The following is a 14,236-nucleotide window of genomic DNA, read 5'->3' as shown; positions in this document are numbered from 1 at the left end:
CATGTCTTCCAAAACGTACGTACCCGAAGGCGAGGTAGCGCCCGCCAGCCAGATTGGCGCCACCATCGAGGCACTTGCGGCTACCATTGCCGACAGGCGCCATGCGGGCGAGGAAAGCTATACGCACGGCCTTCTTACCGGAAAAGACGACGACGTCTTGAAGAAGGTCATGGAGGAATCGGGCGAAGTGGCGCTTGCCGCCAAGGACGTCGCCCGTGCCAGTCAGGAACAGCGCGACGCCGAGGTCGACCATCTGCGCTATGAAGCTGCCGATGTCGTGTATCATCTTCTCGTCGTTTTGGAGCGTTACGGAATCGATCTGGATGAGTTCGCGGCTGAACTCAATATGCGCATGCGCGAAGACGAGCGCCCTGCGGGTGCCGTGCGCCTTCAGCCCGAACATGTGAAACGAGGGAAATAGTGGCTAAGCTCTTTGGCACAGACGGCGCACGTGGTGTCGCCAATACTGAATTGACCTGCGAAATCGCTTTTAAGCTGGGACAGGCTGCCGTTGCGTACCTGGGCACGTCCATCGTCATGGGCCGCGACACGCGCCTTTCGGGCGATATGCTTTCCTCTGCGCTGGCTGCCGGCATCACGAGCGCTGGCGGTACGGTGCTCGACGCGGGCATCATTCCCACGCCTGCCGTGGCCTTCCTGGCGCGCGAATTGCACGCCAATGGCGGCGTCGTCATTTCCGCATCGCATAATCCGCCCGAGTACAACGGCATCAAGTTCTTCGACGCCCAGGGCTTCAAGCTGCCCGTGGCGCTGGAGGCCCAGTTCGAGCAGTACGTCGCGGAAGGCGGCCTAGAAGTTTCCCAGCGCGCCGCGGGCGACGCCGTGGGCGTGGTCCTTCCCGTGGAAGATGCTGCCGAACTCTACATTCAGCATGCCGTGCAGGCCATGGAACGCCAGGGCGTGCGCTTCGATTCGTGGAAGATCGCGCTCGACTGCGCTCATGGTGCTTCTTCCGTTTCCTCCGCCGAGGCGCTGCGTCGCCTGGGTGCCCAAGTCACGGTTATCAACGACGATTTCTGCGGAACCGACATCAACGTGGAGTGCGGCTCTACGCATCTCGCTCCGCTCAAGCAGCTCGTTGCCGAAATGGGCGCCGACATCGGTATCGCCCATGATGGCGACGCCGACCGCGTGCTGTTCGTAGACGCTCAGGGCAACGAGATCGATGGTGACATGGTGGAAGCCGCCTGCGCCATCGACCTAGCCAATCGCGGCAAGCTTGCGGGCAATACTGCGGTATCCACCGTCATGTGCAACCTGGGCTTCGTGCACGCCATGCGCGATGCGGGCATTCAGGTGCTGCAGACCGCGGTGGGCGATAGGCACGTGCTCGAGGCCATGCGCGAGGGTGGCTTCGTCATTGGCGGCGAACAGAGCGGCCACACCATTTTCCTGGAGCATAACTCCACGGGCGATGGTCTCATGACGGCTTGCCAGTTCGTTGCCGTCTGCGAGCGCAATGGCAAGACGGCTGCCGATGCCGCTTCCGTCATGCGCCGCTTCCCCCAGGAACTCGTGAACGTGCGTGTTGCCGACAAGGAGGCTCTTGCGGGCAACATTGCGATTGCGGCAGCCATTGCTTCCGCCGAAGAAGAGCTGGGCGATGCGGGCCGCGTGCTCGTCCGTCCGTCGGGTACCGAGCCCCTTATTCGCGTTATGGTGGAGGCTGCCGAAGACGCCGAGGCAGCACGCCATGCCAAGGCCATCGCTGCGGTTGTCGAAAGCGAACTGGCGTAACGCAAGGGAAAACGTATCTCCAGGCGCTCCGTTGCCCGTGTGGCGGCGGAGCGTTTCTTTATGCGAGCGGTATCATGTATGGTTGGCGCGTTGGGGTTCCGTATTGCTCGCGTGGCAATTGGCGCCGAATTGCTTATTCTTCGTTGACAATAATCATAAACAGAAATAATATTTCCGACGTTGCATAATCTTGTTGCGGTTCTAGGAAGGGAAGGTTCGTCTTGATGAAGAAGTATAAGGGTCTGATTTCCGTGGTGCTGGGTGCTGCGCTCGTGGCCGCGCTGGCGCTCGCGGGCTGTGCTTCGAACAACGCCAGCTCCAATGCTGGTTCCTCTTCGGGCGATCAGGGTGCCGAAAGCACTCATGAAGCTGTGACGCTGCAGATCTTCGCGGCGAATTCTCTCTCCAAGGCCATGGAAGAGGAAGAGGCGCTCTACACGCAGACGCACGAATGGGTGACGTTTGCCGATACGCAGTATAAGTCTTCGGGTGAGCTGAACGAGCTGCTCGAGGGTGGCGCTACGGCCGACATTCTCATCAGTGCCTCCAAGAGCAAGATGGACGCCGCCGAGCAGGCTGGCTACATCGATGCCAGCACGCGCTTCGATATGTTCAAGAACGACCTGGTCATGGTTACTTCCGAAAGCAACACCGAGATTACGAGCTGCACGCTCGAGGACATCGCCGCTGGCAAGTACAAGATTGGCGTGGGCGACGAATCGGTTCCTGCTGGCAACTATGCCTGCCAGTCGCTCTCCACGGTGGGCTGCTACACCGAGCCCGATGGCTCCACCGGCAAGGATGCCTCTGGTACGGGCGGTGAATTCTCGGGCGCCCTGGCGGCCGATGGCATGGTTTCGCTGCAGACCAGCGTGGGCAACGTATGCAAGCTGGCCCAGTCTGGCGACGTGGACATTGCCTTCGTGTACACCTCCGACGTGTACCGCTTTGGCGGCGTGAAAGTTGTGGGCACGGTTCCCTCCGACACGCATAAGAACATCATCTATCCTGCTGCTATTACCTCGATGGCTTCCAACTCCGCAGAGGCCCAGGCGTTCCTCGATTGGTGCGTCTCCGATGCCGACGCTCTGGAAATCTGGCAGAAGTGGGGCTTCGAACTCGCTGCGTAATGTAGTACCCTACATACGGTTTTGAAGATGGGGGCTGGCGTATGCCGGCCCTCATTTCTGATAGGAATGGTAATGACGATACGAACACGCTTGCTTTCCCTGGTTTTGGTCGCGGTGCTTGCCGCGTCCTGCTTTGTGCCTGCGCTTGCGTATGCCGACGACGATCTGGGGGATGCCGACACGCCGCGCGCCTCCGCCACATCGCAGCAGGCAACGGACTCCTTCGAGGGCGTAACGGTCTCGGCCGACAATGCAGCGGCAACGCTCGATGGGTGCGATTTCGCGCTGTCCGATTTCAAGCGCGCCCAGACGGGAAGCAATCGCGATATCGATGGCGCGTATTGCGGCTACGCCTTCTACGAGGGCTCGAGCGCCTACTCGGTGGTACTCGTTGCGATGTCCGATTATGCGGTCATCTACCTAAGTCCGGAAGCCGCCCAGCAGATTGGCTATAGCGATTCGTCGAGCGAAGAGTCGGCTTCGTTGCTTTCCCTGCTTTGCGCGCTCGATGGCGCAAACGCATCGGGCGGGGCTACGCTTGCCGCCGACGCTACGTGCTACGTCACGACCGAGACGCGCTACGTGGTCGATGGCGTGGCGTTTACGTTCAACCAGGAGCTTTCAGATGGGCGTTACTATGCGTGCGTGATGGGGGAGGACGGAAGCGACGTCACCGACTCCGGCAGCGCGCGCTATGCGAAGCCCACGCATGCGTCCTTCGCCAACGTTGTCGCGTCCGACCAGGCAACCATCGTCGCGCAGCCCTCAATGTGGGAATCGCTTGGCACGTTCCTTTCCACGCTCGACTATTCGCCGCTGTGGGTCACGTTGCGCACCACGCTTACGGCCATCGTGTTCATCTTCGTGCTGGGCCTTGCCGCGGCGTACTTCTGTCTGCGCATGCCCGCGCGCGTACGTGACATCTTCGACGCCATCTTCACCATCCCCATGGTGCTGCCGCCCACGGTGTGCGGCTTTTTGCTGCTGCTCTGCCTGGGAAACAACACGGCGGTGGGGCGCTGGTTCATCGACATTGGGTTCCCGCTTATCTTCAGCTGGCCCGCTACGGTCATCGCTGCGGTGGTCGTGGCCTTCCCGCTCATGTACCGCAGTGCCCGCGGCGCCTTCGAGAGCCTCGATCCGAACATGCTCGATGCGGCGCGCACGCTCGGCTGGAGCGACGCACGCGTGTTCTTCCGCCTGATGCTGCCGCTTTCCTGGAGCAATATCGCCTCGGGCACCGTGCTCGCGTTCGCTCGTGCGCTGGGCGAATTCGGCGCCACGTTGTTCCTGGCGGGCAATTACCTGGGCGTTACGCGCACCATTCCCATCGCCATCTACTTCGAATGGATGAACGGCAACACTGACGTGGCCATCTTCTGGACCATCGTTATCATGATCTTCAGCTTCGTCGTCATCTTGTTCATCAACCTGTGGGATAGGCATACCACGCGCTACCGGAAGGGGGCGGTCGAATAATGAGCCTTGAGGTCGATATTCGCAAGCGGTACGGCTCGTTCCAGCTCGACGTTGCTTTCCAGGCGGGGGACGAGACTTTTGGCCTGCTGGGTGCCAGCGGTTGCGGCAAGAGCCTTACCATGCGCTGCATCGCGGGCATCGACACGCCTGACGAGGGGCGCATCGTGGTGAACGGCACGACGTTCTTCGATAGCGCGCAGGGCATCAACCTGTCGCCGCAGAAGCGCAAGACGGCGCTCCTGTTCCAGAGCTATATGCTCTTTCCGAACCTCACCGTCGAGCAGAACGTTGCCGCCGGCGTCGATCGCAGCCTGCCGCCCGAAGAACGGGCGCGCATCGTGGAGGCCGAGCTCGTGCGCTTCGACGTCATTGCGTTCGCCAAGCGCTATCCGTCTCAGCTTTCTGGTGGCCAGCAGCAGCGCGTGGCGCTTGCCCGCATGCTTGCCGCACGTCCGGGAATCCTCATGCTCGACGAGCCGTTCTCGGCGCTCGACGCGCATCTGAAGACGCTGCTCGAGCAGAGCCTCGTGGGCCTGTTCGATTCGTTCGACGGCACCATCATCTACGTTAGCCATGACATCGACGAGGCGCTGCACTTCTGCGATCGCATCGCCGTGGTCGAGGCGGGCCACATCATGGAGATCGACGAGGGCCGCGAGCTCATCGACGACCCGAAGAGCCTGGCTGGCATCAAGCTGTCGGGATGCAAGAACGCCCTGTCGTGCGAGCGCGTGTCGTCAACGCGCCTGTTCTGCCCTTCGTGGGGCATCGAGATCGATGCCATGCGTCCTATTCCGTCTGATATCAAGGCGTTCGGCGTGCGTGCATTCCGCCTGCAGCGGGCTTCCGAGCCTGGGCCCAACGTGTATCGCGTGCGCGTAGACCGCGTGAGCGACTCGCGCTACGATCGATCGGCCCTGCTGTGCTTCCTCGATCGCGAGGAGGGCGCGCAGGAGCTGGTGGGCGAGAACCAGGAGGAAATGCGCTACTTGCATCAGCGTCTGTTCTGGCGCGTCGACACGCTGAAGGAGCCACGCGATTCTTGGCCCGAGCTGGGCGAGGAGTTGCTCATTCGCATCCCTCCCGAAAGCCTGTATCTGGTAAGCCGCTAGAGGCGTCCGCGTTGCCGCGTGGCGGGTTGCCGTTCGCAGTTAACCGTACGGTATAGCCGCTTGATTATGCCTTTCGTTCGCCTATAATCTCTCGGGAGAATAGAGACGAGAAAGGTGAGCCTATGAAGGATAACCATGGGCGCACAATCGATTATCTGCGCGTGTCGCTAACCGACCGCTGCAATCTGCGTTGCATCTACTGCATGCCCGCCGAGGGCATCGTCCAGGTGCCGCACGATGAGATTTTGCGTTACAACGAAATCGTCGAGCTGGTGGAAGCCGCAGCTCAGCTAGGTATCAAACGCGTGCGCCTTACAGGTGGCGAGCCCCTAGTACGCAAGGGCGTCGTGGATTTGGTCCGCGACATTTGCGCTATTCCCGGCATCAAGGACGTATCGCTTACCACGAATGGCATCCTCCTTGGCCGCATGGCTGAAGATTTGCGGGCGGCAGGCTTGGGGCGTGTCAACGTCTCCCTCGACACGCTCGATGAGGAGGCGTATCGTCGCGTTACCCGCGGTGGCAACATCAACGAGGTCCTCGAGGGTATCGATGCCGCGTTGCGCGTGGGATTCAACCCCGTGAAGGTGAACGCCGTTGCTGTGCGCAGCATGAACCAGGATTACTTCGCGTTTGCGCGCATGAGTGTCGACCGCCCGTTGCACATGCGTTTCATCGAGTACATGCCCGTGGGCGATTCGGCGGGTAGCTGCGGTTCCGGCTGGGGTCCCGAAGACGTGGTAAGCGTGGACGAGATCCGCGAGAGCATCAATGCTGCGGCCATTGCCGCTGGCATGGAGCCACTGCGTCCCGTGGAGGATTCCAGCAAGCCCGAAGGTGGCGGTCCTGCTCGCTATTGGGAATTCCCCGGTGCAAAGGGCACGGTGGGGTTCATCTCGCCGCTGTCGCGTCATTTCTGCGGCGATTGCAATCGCCTGCGGCTCACGTCTACGGGTGGCATTCGTCCGTGCCTGTTTTCCGACGAGGAATACAATGTGCGCGATGCCGTGCGTTACGGCACGAAGGACGACGTTCGGTCGGTGCTCATGCGGGCGCTGGGTGCCAAGCCCGAAGAGCATCACGAAGGCGACCACGCACGCGCCACGGAAAAGAACATGAACGCCATCGGCGGCTAGGCATGAATGCATGCCCTTGTGGCCAATGGTTCGATACGAAGCAATTGCGAATGGAGCAAACAATGGAACTCACTCATATCGATGAGCAGGGTCAGGTACGTATGGTTGACGTAAGCGAAAAGCCCGATACGGTGCGCATTGCCGTAGCCGAGGGTTTCATTTCCATGAAGCCTGAAACGCTCGAGCTCATCGTGGAAGGCAAGGCGGCCAAGGGCGACGTACTCGCATGCGCACGCGTGGCGGGCATCATGGCTGGCAAGCAGACCAGCTCCATCATTCCCATGTGCCACCCGCTGCTCATTACGAAGTCGAAGGTGGAGTGCGCTCCCGTGCGCGCGGGCGAGCGTGCCGATGGCCGCGTGGGCATTCACATCACCTCGACGTTTGGCGTTACGGGCAAGACGGGCATCGAGATGGAGGCCCTTACCGCCGCTAGCGTGGCCTGCCTTACCGTGTACGACATGTGCAAGGCGGTCGACCGCGGTATGGAAATCATGGACGTGCGCCTGCTCAAGAAGGACGGCGGCAAGTCTGGCCTGTGGGAGCGCGCATAGTTTTTCTTCTTGCGAATGTTGCCTCGAATGGCGCGCCCTGGCTGTTCTGTCTGTACGTACGCTGTAGAGATGGGCAGCTGGGGCGCGTAGTGCGTTGCCCTGTGCTACACTAGGCAATTGCGTTTTGTGCATACGCGCACGCAAAGCATCAACGAGTATTCGAAGGGAGTGCTATGTCAGGGCATTCTAAGTGGGCAACCACCAAGCACCGCAAGGCGGCCCAGGACGCCAAGCGTTCGGCGCTGTTCGGTAAACTTTCCCGCAACATCACCGTTGCGGCTAAGGAAGGGGGCGACCCCAACCCCGACAACAACGCATCCCTGGCGGCCGCCATCGAAAAGGCGAAGGGTTATTCCCTCCCCAAGGACAAGATCAAGACCGCTATCGACAAGGCGTTCGGCACCGGCAAGGATGCCGCTTCGTACGAGTCGGTAATCTACGAGGGCTATGGCCCCGCGGGCATCGCCATCTACTGTGAGGCCCTCACCGACAACCGCAACCGCACGGCTGCCGACGTTCGCAGCGCCTTTACGCATGCGGGCGGCAACCTGGGCACCAGCGGCTCCGTTGCGTTCATGTTCGAGCGCAAGGGCCAGATCATGGTTCCGAAGGAAATCGAAGGCGGCAAGAAGGAAGGCATGAAGCCCAACGGCACCGCCGGCGATGAGGAAGAGTTCATGATGACCGTCGACGAAGCCGGCGGCAAGGACTACGAAGACGCCGACGACCAGTGGATCGTCTACACCGCTCCTTCCGACCTCATGGCCGTGAAGAAGGCTCTGGAAGCTGCGGGCGTTGAAACGCAGGGCGCCGAATTCATTATGGAAGCCACCACGCCTACCCAGGTAAGCGCTTCCGACGCCAAGAAGGTCATGCGTCTGGTCGACCGTCTGGAAGAGCTCGAAGACCTCCAGAGCGTGTACCACACCATGGATATCACCGACGAAATTGCCGCTGCCCTAGAAGAGGAATAGCGCACAATTCGCCGTAGTTTGAAGGCACCCACGCGCATAGGTTCGCGTGGGTGCTTTTTCTTTTCAAAAGTGTTGAATTCGTAGCTTTCGAATGTAGGGCGCGGAAATCGCATTGCCCCAGGTAAATTGCATTTGCAGCGATTTTGCGACGGGTAGTTATGATTTCGCATCCGATTTGCAATCCAGATGGATTGCGCCTCCCTGCGCGTGATAAGATAAGGCCACCGAAGCATTACACGCACTATAAACCAACTACAATGCTCAAGGGGTCTGTTCAGGTGTCTAGCCAAGCGCATATCGTCGATTTCGAAACTGCGAAATCCGCATCTCGCGCACGTCGTGGCTACAAGTCCTCCGTTGCCGCAAATTCGGGTGCACGTGCCCGCTTCGTTTCGGGCGAAGACTATCGTGCCTCTGCCGAAGAGCGCCTTCAGGCGCGCATGTCGGCGCGTGGCGGCAAGAGCGCATCCCGCTCTGCCCATCGCAGCGCTTCCCGGCGCAACCAGGAAGCCTCCGAGCCAGCCCAGGCCCGTTCCAAGCAAAGCGCATTCCAGAAGCATCGTCATGACGCGCGCAAGAAGAAGGCGTCGCGTGCCTTCGATCGCTTCGTGCAAGACCAACCCGCAACGCCTACGGAGTCGGGCCCTCGTGCAGCCGTTTACCGTGGGCAGATGGGTTCCACGCATCGCAAGTCGGCGCGCATGCAGAACGAACGCTCTTCGATGCAGCGAGCTAACTCGGCATCTGCGCGCAAGGCGTCGCATAAGGTGCGCATGGCCGTGGCGGTACCGCTTACGGTCGTGGCATGCATAGTTGCCTGCGCCATGTTCCTGTACGCTCCGGCCCGCGATTACTACACGGCCGTTCGCGATCAGGCGAAGATGGAGGCCGAGTACGTCATCGTGACGCAGGAGAACGAAGAGCTTCAGTCCGACGTCGCGAACCTTTCCACTGACGAGGGCATGGAAGATGCCGCGCGGGAAGGCTATGGCATGGTGCGCGAAGGCGAAACGTCCGTGCGCGTGTCGGGGCTTTCTTCCGACAGTACGTCCTTCGACGTTTCGAGCCTTACTCCTTCAAGCGATATCAAGGCTCCCGATACCTGGTATTCGGGGGTGCTCGACGTTCTATTCGGCTATTCGGGATAGGAGCAGCATGGGACGCTATGCAGCTATCGATATCGGTACGGTCACGTGCCGTTTGTTTATCGCGGATGTTGATGAGGGCGGATTGCACGAGCTGGTGCGCCGCTCTTCCATTGTGAATCTGGGCGAGGGCGTTGACGCGACGGGCGTGTTGAAGCCCCAGGCCATGGAGCGCGTGCGCGCATGCGTGGCCCAGTACCAGGAGATTATCGAATCGTGTTCCTCGCCCGAATGCCCCATTGCCCTTACGGCCGTGGCCACCTCCGCATCGCGCGATGCGGAAAACGCCGACGAGTTCGCGCGCATCTTGGCGGGGGAGGGCGTGCAGCTTTCCGTCATTCCCGGCACGCGCGAAGCAGCCCTTTCCTTCATGGGCGCCTCGTGCGATTTCGTGGGCGAGCGCTTGCTGGTAGTCGATTCTGGCGGTGGCTCCACCGAGGTCATCGCAGGTGTTGGCGGCGAGGACCCTTTGGTGGCGCATTCGTTCGACATTGGCTGCCGTCGCGTGACCGAGCGCCTTCTGGCGGGCGATCCGCCTACTGAAGAAGAGCTGCAGGCGGCGCGCGAGCTGTGCCAACGCAACTTCCAGCCCTTCTTCGATCGCCTTGCCGATAGGGGCTTCGTGCCCGAGCGCATGGTGGCCGTTGCGGGCACGGCTACGTCAGTCGTTTCCGTGCATGAGGCCATGGACCCATACGATTCCTCGCGCGTGCATGGCTATTGCGTATCGCGCGATGTGCTGCAGCGGGAAACGCGTCGTCTTGCGGACATGACGCTCGAGCAGCGCCGCATGGTTACGGGCTTGCAGCCCGATCGTGCTCCCGTCATCGTGGCGGGTATGGAAATCCTTGGCCAGGTCCTCGATTGCTCGGGTCTTGGGTCGTTCACGGTGAGCGAATCCGATATCCTGCAGGGCATCATCATGGCGGCATCTTCGGGGCGTATGTAGCCCATCTGCTATCATGTCCTAAGCCCGGGGCATTCTTTCGTGGGAGCGTGGCGGAATTGGCATACGCAGCGGACTTAAAATCCGCCGCCGCAAGGCTTGTGGGTTCGAACCCCACCGCTCCTACCACTTACTTGTGCGTAAACCCCATGCGGTGGGGTTCGAACCGATGAGGTGGAAACGCGTGAAGCGGGGGCCGCAGTGCGGCCCCCGTAGCGTTTCGGTCGAGCGCATAAGTGCGAGACGTCGATTTCCGCCATGCGGAAATCATGAACCCACCGCTCCTACCACTTACTTGTGCGTAAACCCCACGCGGTGGGGTTCGAACCCGCGTTTCTCCCAGTCGTCTGTGGGGTTAATGCGCCGTATTCGTGCACATGTGGATATATGCATTGTTTTGTATCTTATAATGCAATTTACGGGTTAGGCGATGCATGGGCATCGAAGTATTCAAGTGCTTGTTCCTGCGCTCGCATTGCGCCTTAACGTGTTATTTGCAAGGTGAGGGGTCGGGCACCGCATACGCCCGAGGAAGAGTTTCGCATCGTGAAGCAGCAGCCATCCGTTCGCGAGTTCGACGAATTTCTCGCAACCGTCGATTACGAATCCACCACGTTCGGGGAATATCTCGATCATTATGCCGACCAGGTGGGGGATCTTGTGAATACCTTCATTCCCGAAGGCACCCATCCCGACATGAACCGGTACCTGTATGGTCCGCTTTCCCGCTACAGCGAGAATGGCGGCAAGCGTCATCGTCCGCTCATCTGCTTTGCCGCGTGTCGTGCCGTTGGGGGCGATGTGAGGCGCGCCGTTAGCGCGGCCGCTGCCATCGAGCATTTCCATACGGCAGCCCTCATCCACGACGATATCGCCGACGATGCGGAACTGCGCCGCGGCGTGCCCTGCCTGCACCTTACCGAGGGCATGGGCCTGGCAATCAACGCAGGCGACCTGGGCCTTACGCTGGTCAATGGCACCGTTGCGTTCGATCCGAACCTCGAAGACTCCACGAAGATTCGCCTCATCACCGAGCTCACCGAGATGACGCGTCGCACCATCGAGGGCCAGGCGCTCGACATCGGCTGGGCACGCGATGGGCGCTACGACATTACGCCGGAAGATTACCTGGTCATGGCCACGCATAAGACGGCCCATTATTCGGGTGCTGTGCCGCTGGCCATTGGCGCCATCGTAGGCGGCGGCTCCGAAGCCGAAATCGAGGGCCTGCGTAACTATGGCCTCGATACGGGCCTGGCCTTTCAGATCCAAGACGACCTGCTCAACCTCATCGGCAGCGAGGAATCCACCAAGAAGGATTTCCGCAACGACATCACCGAAGGCAAGCGCACGCTATGCGTGGTGCATGCTCTTCAGAATTCCCCGAAGCGCGACAGGCTCGTGGAAATCCTTAGCTCGCACGAGAAGGACCCTGCCATCCTGGAGGAAGCTGCCCAGATCATGCAGGATTCCGGCAGCATCGACTATGCGCGTTCCTACGCGGAGAACCTTACGAGCATCGCGAAGAATCGTCTGCTCGAGATCATTGGTCCCTCGCCCGCGCGCGATCTGCTCATTTCGATGGCCGATTGGTTCGTCAACCGTTTGAATTAGCCCTTCGTTCATAGGGAACGTATGAAAGCACGCCCCAGGCATGTTCTTGGCATGTCTGGGGCGTTACAATGCGGGTATGGATACAATGCAAAAAAACGACACGGGCGCTGGTGTTCTCGACGTTCAGCAGAAGCTCGCGGAATTGAATTTTCTGGCAGATAGCCAGGTCACCGGTACATACGACGACGCCACTGGCGTCGCCGTTTCTGCGTTTTGCCAGGCCAATGGCTTGCCCGCCACTACCCAGGTGAACGAGAAGGTGTGGGCCGCGCTGCTCGACGCCACGTTCCATCTGGGCGACCGCACGCTGTACCTGCGCATGCCTCACTTTCACGGCAACGATGTCAAGCAGCTCCAGAATGCGCTGAACGCACTGGGCTTCGCCTGCAACGACGATGGCATCTTTGGCGCATACACGGAGCTGGCCCTGCGCAAGTTCCAGCTGAACATGGGCCTGCCGTCCGACGGCATCGCGGGCGCGTTCACGTATCGCGCCGTGCATAACCTGCATCATTCCTGGGAAGGTAAGCCTGGTCCCCAGGCTGCCGTGCACCTGGGCTTTGCCCGCGCTTCCGATGTGCTCGAGCGCAATGCGCTCTGTCTGTTCGGAACCGATTCGTTTACGCGTTCCGTTGCGGCGCGCATGTCGAACCTGGCCCTTGCCACGAACCCCGCATCGAAGATCGTTAGCGCCGATTCCCTGCTCGTTGCCCCCGATGGGGACATGCTCCTCGTGCAGATCGTGGTGGGGCAGGAAGGTGCCCAGCAGAACGTCCCCTTCGTCACGTTCGACGAGGAGGAAACGCTTGGCCTGCGTCTGCGTACCGCCATGGGCGCCGCCACGCAGATCCCGCCGCGCATTGCCATCAGCCTGCCCTCTGCGCAGTGGCAGGATGCTGGCGAAGGCCGCTCTGCGCAGCACTATGCCATCGCCCTGCTCGATGCCATTTGCGCTGCGCTTTCCCTTGAAACCGAGTAATAAACGCAGGAAGAAGGACGGAATGGAAGCTTCCGCGATTATATTGGCCGCGGGTGAAGGCACCCGCATGAAGTCGCGTCACCCCAAGGTAAGTCACAAGCTCCTGGGGCGTCCGCTGGTACGTTGGGTCGTCGAAGCCGCGCGCGATGCCGGCGTTGGCCGCATCGTTACCGTGCTGGGCCATGCGCGCGAGGTCGTCGAGCCCATCGTGGCCGACACGAGTATCGTCATTCAGCAGGAGCAGCGTGGCACGGCCGATGCCGTTATGGCCTGTGCTTCTGAATTCCAGGGCGTCACCGGCTCGCTGCTGGTGCTTTCGGGCGACAGCCCGCTCATCACGCCCGAAACGCTTTCCGCTTTGGTTGCCGCACGCGAGCAAGACGATGCTGGCGTCGTGGTTCTTACCATGCAGCCCGCCGACCCCGCGGGGTACGGTCGCATCGTGCGCGATGCTGCGGGCCAGGTAGAGCGCATTGTCGAGCAGAAGGATTGCACGCCCGAAGAAGCGCTCATCGGGGAATGCAACTCGGGCTTCTATTGCTTCGATGCCCAGCTGCTGTTCCAGGCGCTTTCCAAGGTGGGAACCAACAACGCCCAGGGCGAGTTCTACCTTACCGACGTTATCGAAATCGCCCGCAACGAAGGCCGTTCTGTTCTGGGCTTCTGCGCAGCCGATTCTAACGAGTGCCTGGGCGTCAACACGCGCGTACAGCTGGCTCAGGCGTCGCAGGTCATGCAGCGTCGCATCAACGAGCGCCATATGCTGGCTGGCGTTACCATGACCGATCCTTCCACCGTGTGGATCGGCCCCGACGTAAAGCTTGCCCAGGACGTCGAGATCCTTCCCATGACCACGCTTCTTGGCGCGGTCGAGGTTGGCCCCGACACGGTTCTGGGTCCGAATACGCGCCTTACCGACACCACCGTTGGCGCTGGCTGCGTCATCGACGAGACGGTTGCCGTGGAAACGGTCATCGACGATGGTTGCACGTGCGGGCCGCGCGCGTACCTGCGCCCCGGAACGCATTTGTGCGAAGGTGCCAAGGCTGGCACGCACGTCGAAATCAAGAAATCTACCATTGGCCCTGGCAGCAAGGTTCCGCACCTAAGCTACATCGGCGACACCACCATGGCCGGCGGCGTGAACATTGGCGCTGGCTCCATTACCTGCAATTACGACGGCGAGCGCAAGTGGCCCACCGTTATCGGCGAGAATGCGTTCGTGGGTAGCGACACTATGATGGTGGCCCCCGTTACCATCGGCTCGCATGCGCTTGTGGGCGCTGGTTCGGTCATTACCGAAGACGTGCCCGATTGCGCGCTGGCCTTGGGTCGCGCCCGCCAGGTCGTGAAGGAACAATATCGTGCTCCCAAGCAGGAGCAATAGTAATAGCATCATTAGCTATGGG

Annotated in this window: 13 protein-coding genes and 1 tRNA gene; all 14 read left to right on the top strand. The window is 60.7% G+C overall.

All coding sequences use genetic code 11. The features are described 5' to 3' along the window. The first annotated feature begins 1 nt into the window (after position 1). On the top strand, positions 2 to 421 hold the full coding sequence (gene hisE, locus E7002_RS02725; RefSeq protein WP_303727379.1) for a phosphoribosyl-ATP diphosphatase: 420 nt from the start codon (positions 2 to 4) through the stop codon (positions 419 to 421). Further along, the gene (glmM, locus tag E7002_RS02720) at positions 421 to 1,758 is read left to right on the top strand and encodes a phosphoglucosamine mutase (RefSeq protein ID WP_303727378.1); all 1,338 of its coding nucleotides are present in this window, start codon (positions 421 to 423) and stop codon (positions 1,756 to 1,758) included. The genes hisE and glmM overlap by 1 nt, the downstream gene beginning before the upstream one ends. Before the next feature lie 224 nt (positions 1,759 to 1,982). Then, positions 1,983 to 2,888: an extracellular solute-binding protein gene (locus E7002_RS02715; RefSeq protein WP_303727377.1), complete on the top strand. Its 906-nt coding sequence runs from the start codon at positions 1,983 to 1,985 to the stop codon at positions 2,886 to 2,888. A 72-nt stretch (positions 2,889 to 2,960) separates the two neighbouring features. Continuing rightward, the gene (modB, locus tag E7002_RS02710) at positions 2,961 to 4,367 is read left to right on the top strand and encodes a molybdate ABC transporter permease subunit (protein WP_303727376.1); all 1,407 of its coding nucleotides are present in this window, start codon (positions 2,961 to 2,963) and stop codon (positions 4,365 to 4,367) included. Beyond that, on the top strand, positions 4,367 to 5,479 hold the full coding sequence (locus tag E7002_RS02705; protein WP_303727375.1) for a sulfate/molybdate ABC transporter ATP-binding protein: 1,113 nt from the start codon (positions 4,367 to 4,369) through the stop codon (positions 5,477 to 5,479). Before modB ends, E7002_RS02705 begins: the two co-directional genes overlap by 1 nt. Before the next feature lie 122 nt (positions 5,480 to 5,601). Beyond that, the gene (gene moaA / locus E7002_RS02700; protein ID WP_303727374.1) at positions 5,602 to 6,615 is read left to right on the top strand and encodes a GTP 3',8-cyclase MoaA; all 1,014 of its coding nucleotides are present in this window, start codon (positions 5,602 to 5,604) and stop codon (positions 6,613 to 6,615) included. A 62-nt stretch (positions 6,616 to 6,677) separates the two neighbouring features. After that, a complete protein-coding gene (moaC, locus tag E7002_RS02695; protein WP_303727373.1) occupies positions 6,678 to 7,169 on the top strand; it encodes a cyclic pyranopterin monophosphate synthase MoaC in 492 nt (163 codons plus the stop codon). A 173-nt stretch (positions 7,170 to 7,342) separates the two neighbouring features. Beyond that, the gene (locus E7002_RS02690; RefSeq protein WP_303727372.1) at positions 7,343 to 8,143 is read left to right on the top strand and encodes a YebC/PmpR family DNA-binding transcriptional regulator; all 801 of its coding nucleotides are present in this window, start codon (positions 7,343 to 7,345) and stop codon (positions 8,141 to 8,143) included. Positions 8,144 to 8,421: 278 nt separating this feature from the next. After that, entirely contained in the window at positions 8,422 to 9,291 is an 870-nt protein-coding gene (locus E7002_RS02685) for a septum formation initiator family protein (protein ID WP_303727371.1), read from the top strand. A gap of 7 nt (positions 9,292 to 9,298) precedes the next feature. Further along, positions 9,299 to 10,237: a Ppx/GppA family phosphatase gene (locus tag E7002_RS02680; RefSeq protein WP_303727370.1), complete on the top strand. Its 939-nt coding sequence runs from the start codon at positions 9,299 to 9,301 to the stop codon at positions 10,235 to 10,237. 41 nt (positions 10,238 to 10,278) lie between these two features. After that, positions 10,279 to 10,363 (top strand) — tRNA-Leu (locus E7002_RS02675). Positions 10,364 to 10,780: 417 nt separating this feature from the next. Beyond that, on the top strand, positions 10,781 to 11,848 hold the full coding sequence (locus E7002_RS02670) for a polyprenyl synthetase family protein (protein WP_303727369.1): 1,068 nt from the start codon (positions 10,781 to 10,783) through the stop codon (positions 11,846 to 11,848). A gap of 85 nt (positions 11,849 to 11,933) precedes the next feature. Beyond that, complete coding sequence (locus E7002_RS02665) at positions 11,934 to 12,827, top strand: peptidoglycan-binding protein (RefSeq protein ID WP_303727368.1); 894 nt, start codon at positions 11,934 to 11,936, stop codon at positions 12,825 to 12,827. Between the two features lie 22 nt (positions 12,828 to 12,849). After that, positions 12,850 to 14,214 carry a bifunctional UDP-N-acetylglucosamine diphosphorylase/glucosamine-1-phosphate N-acetyltransferase GlmU gene (gene glmU / locus E7002_RS02660; RefSeq protein WP_303727367.1) on the top strand — a complete coding sequence of 455 codons (1,365 nt, stop codon included), beginning with the start codon at positions 12,850 to 12,852 and terminating at the stop codon, positions 14,212 to 14,214. The last annotated feature ends 22 nt before the right edge of the window (positions 14,215 to 14,236 follow it).

It is taken from the genome of Denitrobacterium detoxificans (assembly GCF_015062615.1).
GTDB classification, from domain to species: domain Bacteria; phylum Actinomycetota; class Coriobacteriia; order Coriobacteriales; family Eggerthellaceae; genus Denitrobacterium; species Denitrobacterium detoxificans_A.
The sequence above is the reverse complement of the archived record's forward strand: the minus strand, read 5'-3'. Positions and strand labels throughout refer to the sequence as shown.

Bases quoted from the DNA above. Each gene is read 5' to 3' on its own strand.
- E7002_RS02715 (WP_303727377.1), top strand. From the start codon at position 1,983: ATGAAGAAGTATAAGGGTCTGATTTCCGTGGTGCTGGGTGCTGCGCTC.
- E7002_RS02680 (WP_303727370.1), top strand. From the start codon at position 9,299: ATGGGACGCTATGCAGCTATCGATATCGGTACGGTCACGTGCCGTTTG.
- modB (WP_303727376.1), top strand. From the start codon at position 2,961: ATGACGATACGAACACGCTTGCTTTCCCTGGTTTTGGTCGCGGTGCTT.
- hisE (WP_303727379.1), top strand. From the start codon at position 2: ATGTCTTCCAAAACGTACGTACCCGAAGGCGAGGTAGCGCCCGCCAGC.
- moaC (WP_303727373.1), top strand. From the start codon at position 6,678: ATGGAACTCACTCATATCGATGAGCAGGGTCAGGTACGTATGGTTGAC.
- glmU (WP_303727367.1), top strand. From the start codon at position 12,850: ATGGAAGCTTCCGCGATTATATTGGCCGCGGGTGAAGGCACCCGCATG.
- E7002_RS02690 (WP_303727372.1), top strand. From the start codon at position 7,343: ATGTCAGGGCATTCTAAGTGGGCAACCACCAAGCACCGCAAGGCGGCC.
- moaA (WP_303727374.1), top strand. From the start codon at position 5,602: ATGAAGGATAACCATGGGCGCACAATCGATTATCTGCGCGTGTCGCTA.
- E7002_RS02665 (WP_303727368.1), top strand. From the start codon at position 11,934: ATGCAAAAAAACGACACGGGCGCTGGTGTTCTCGACGTTCAGCAGAAG.
- E7002_RS02705 (WP_303727375.1), top strand. From the start codon at position 4,367: ATGAGCCTTGAGGTCGATATTCGCAAGCGGTACGGCTCGTTCCAGCTC.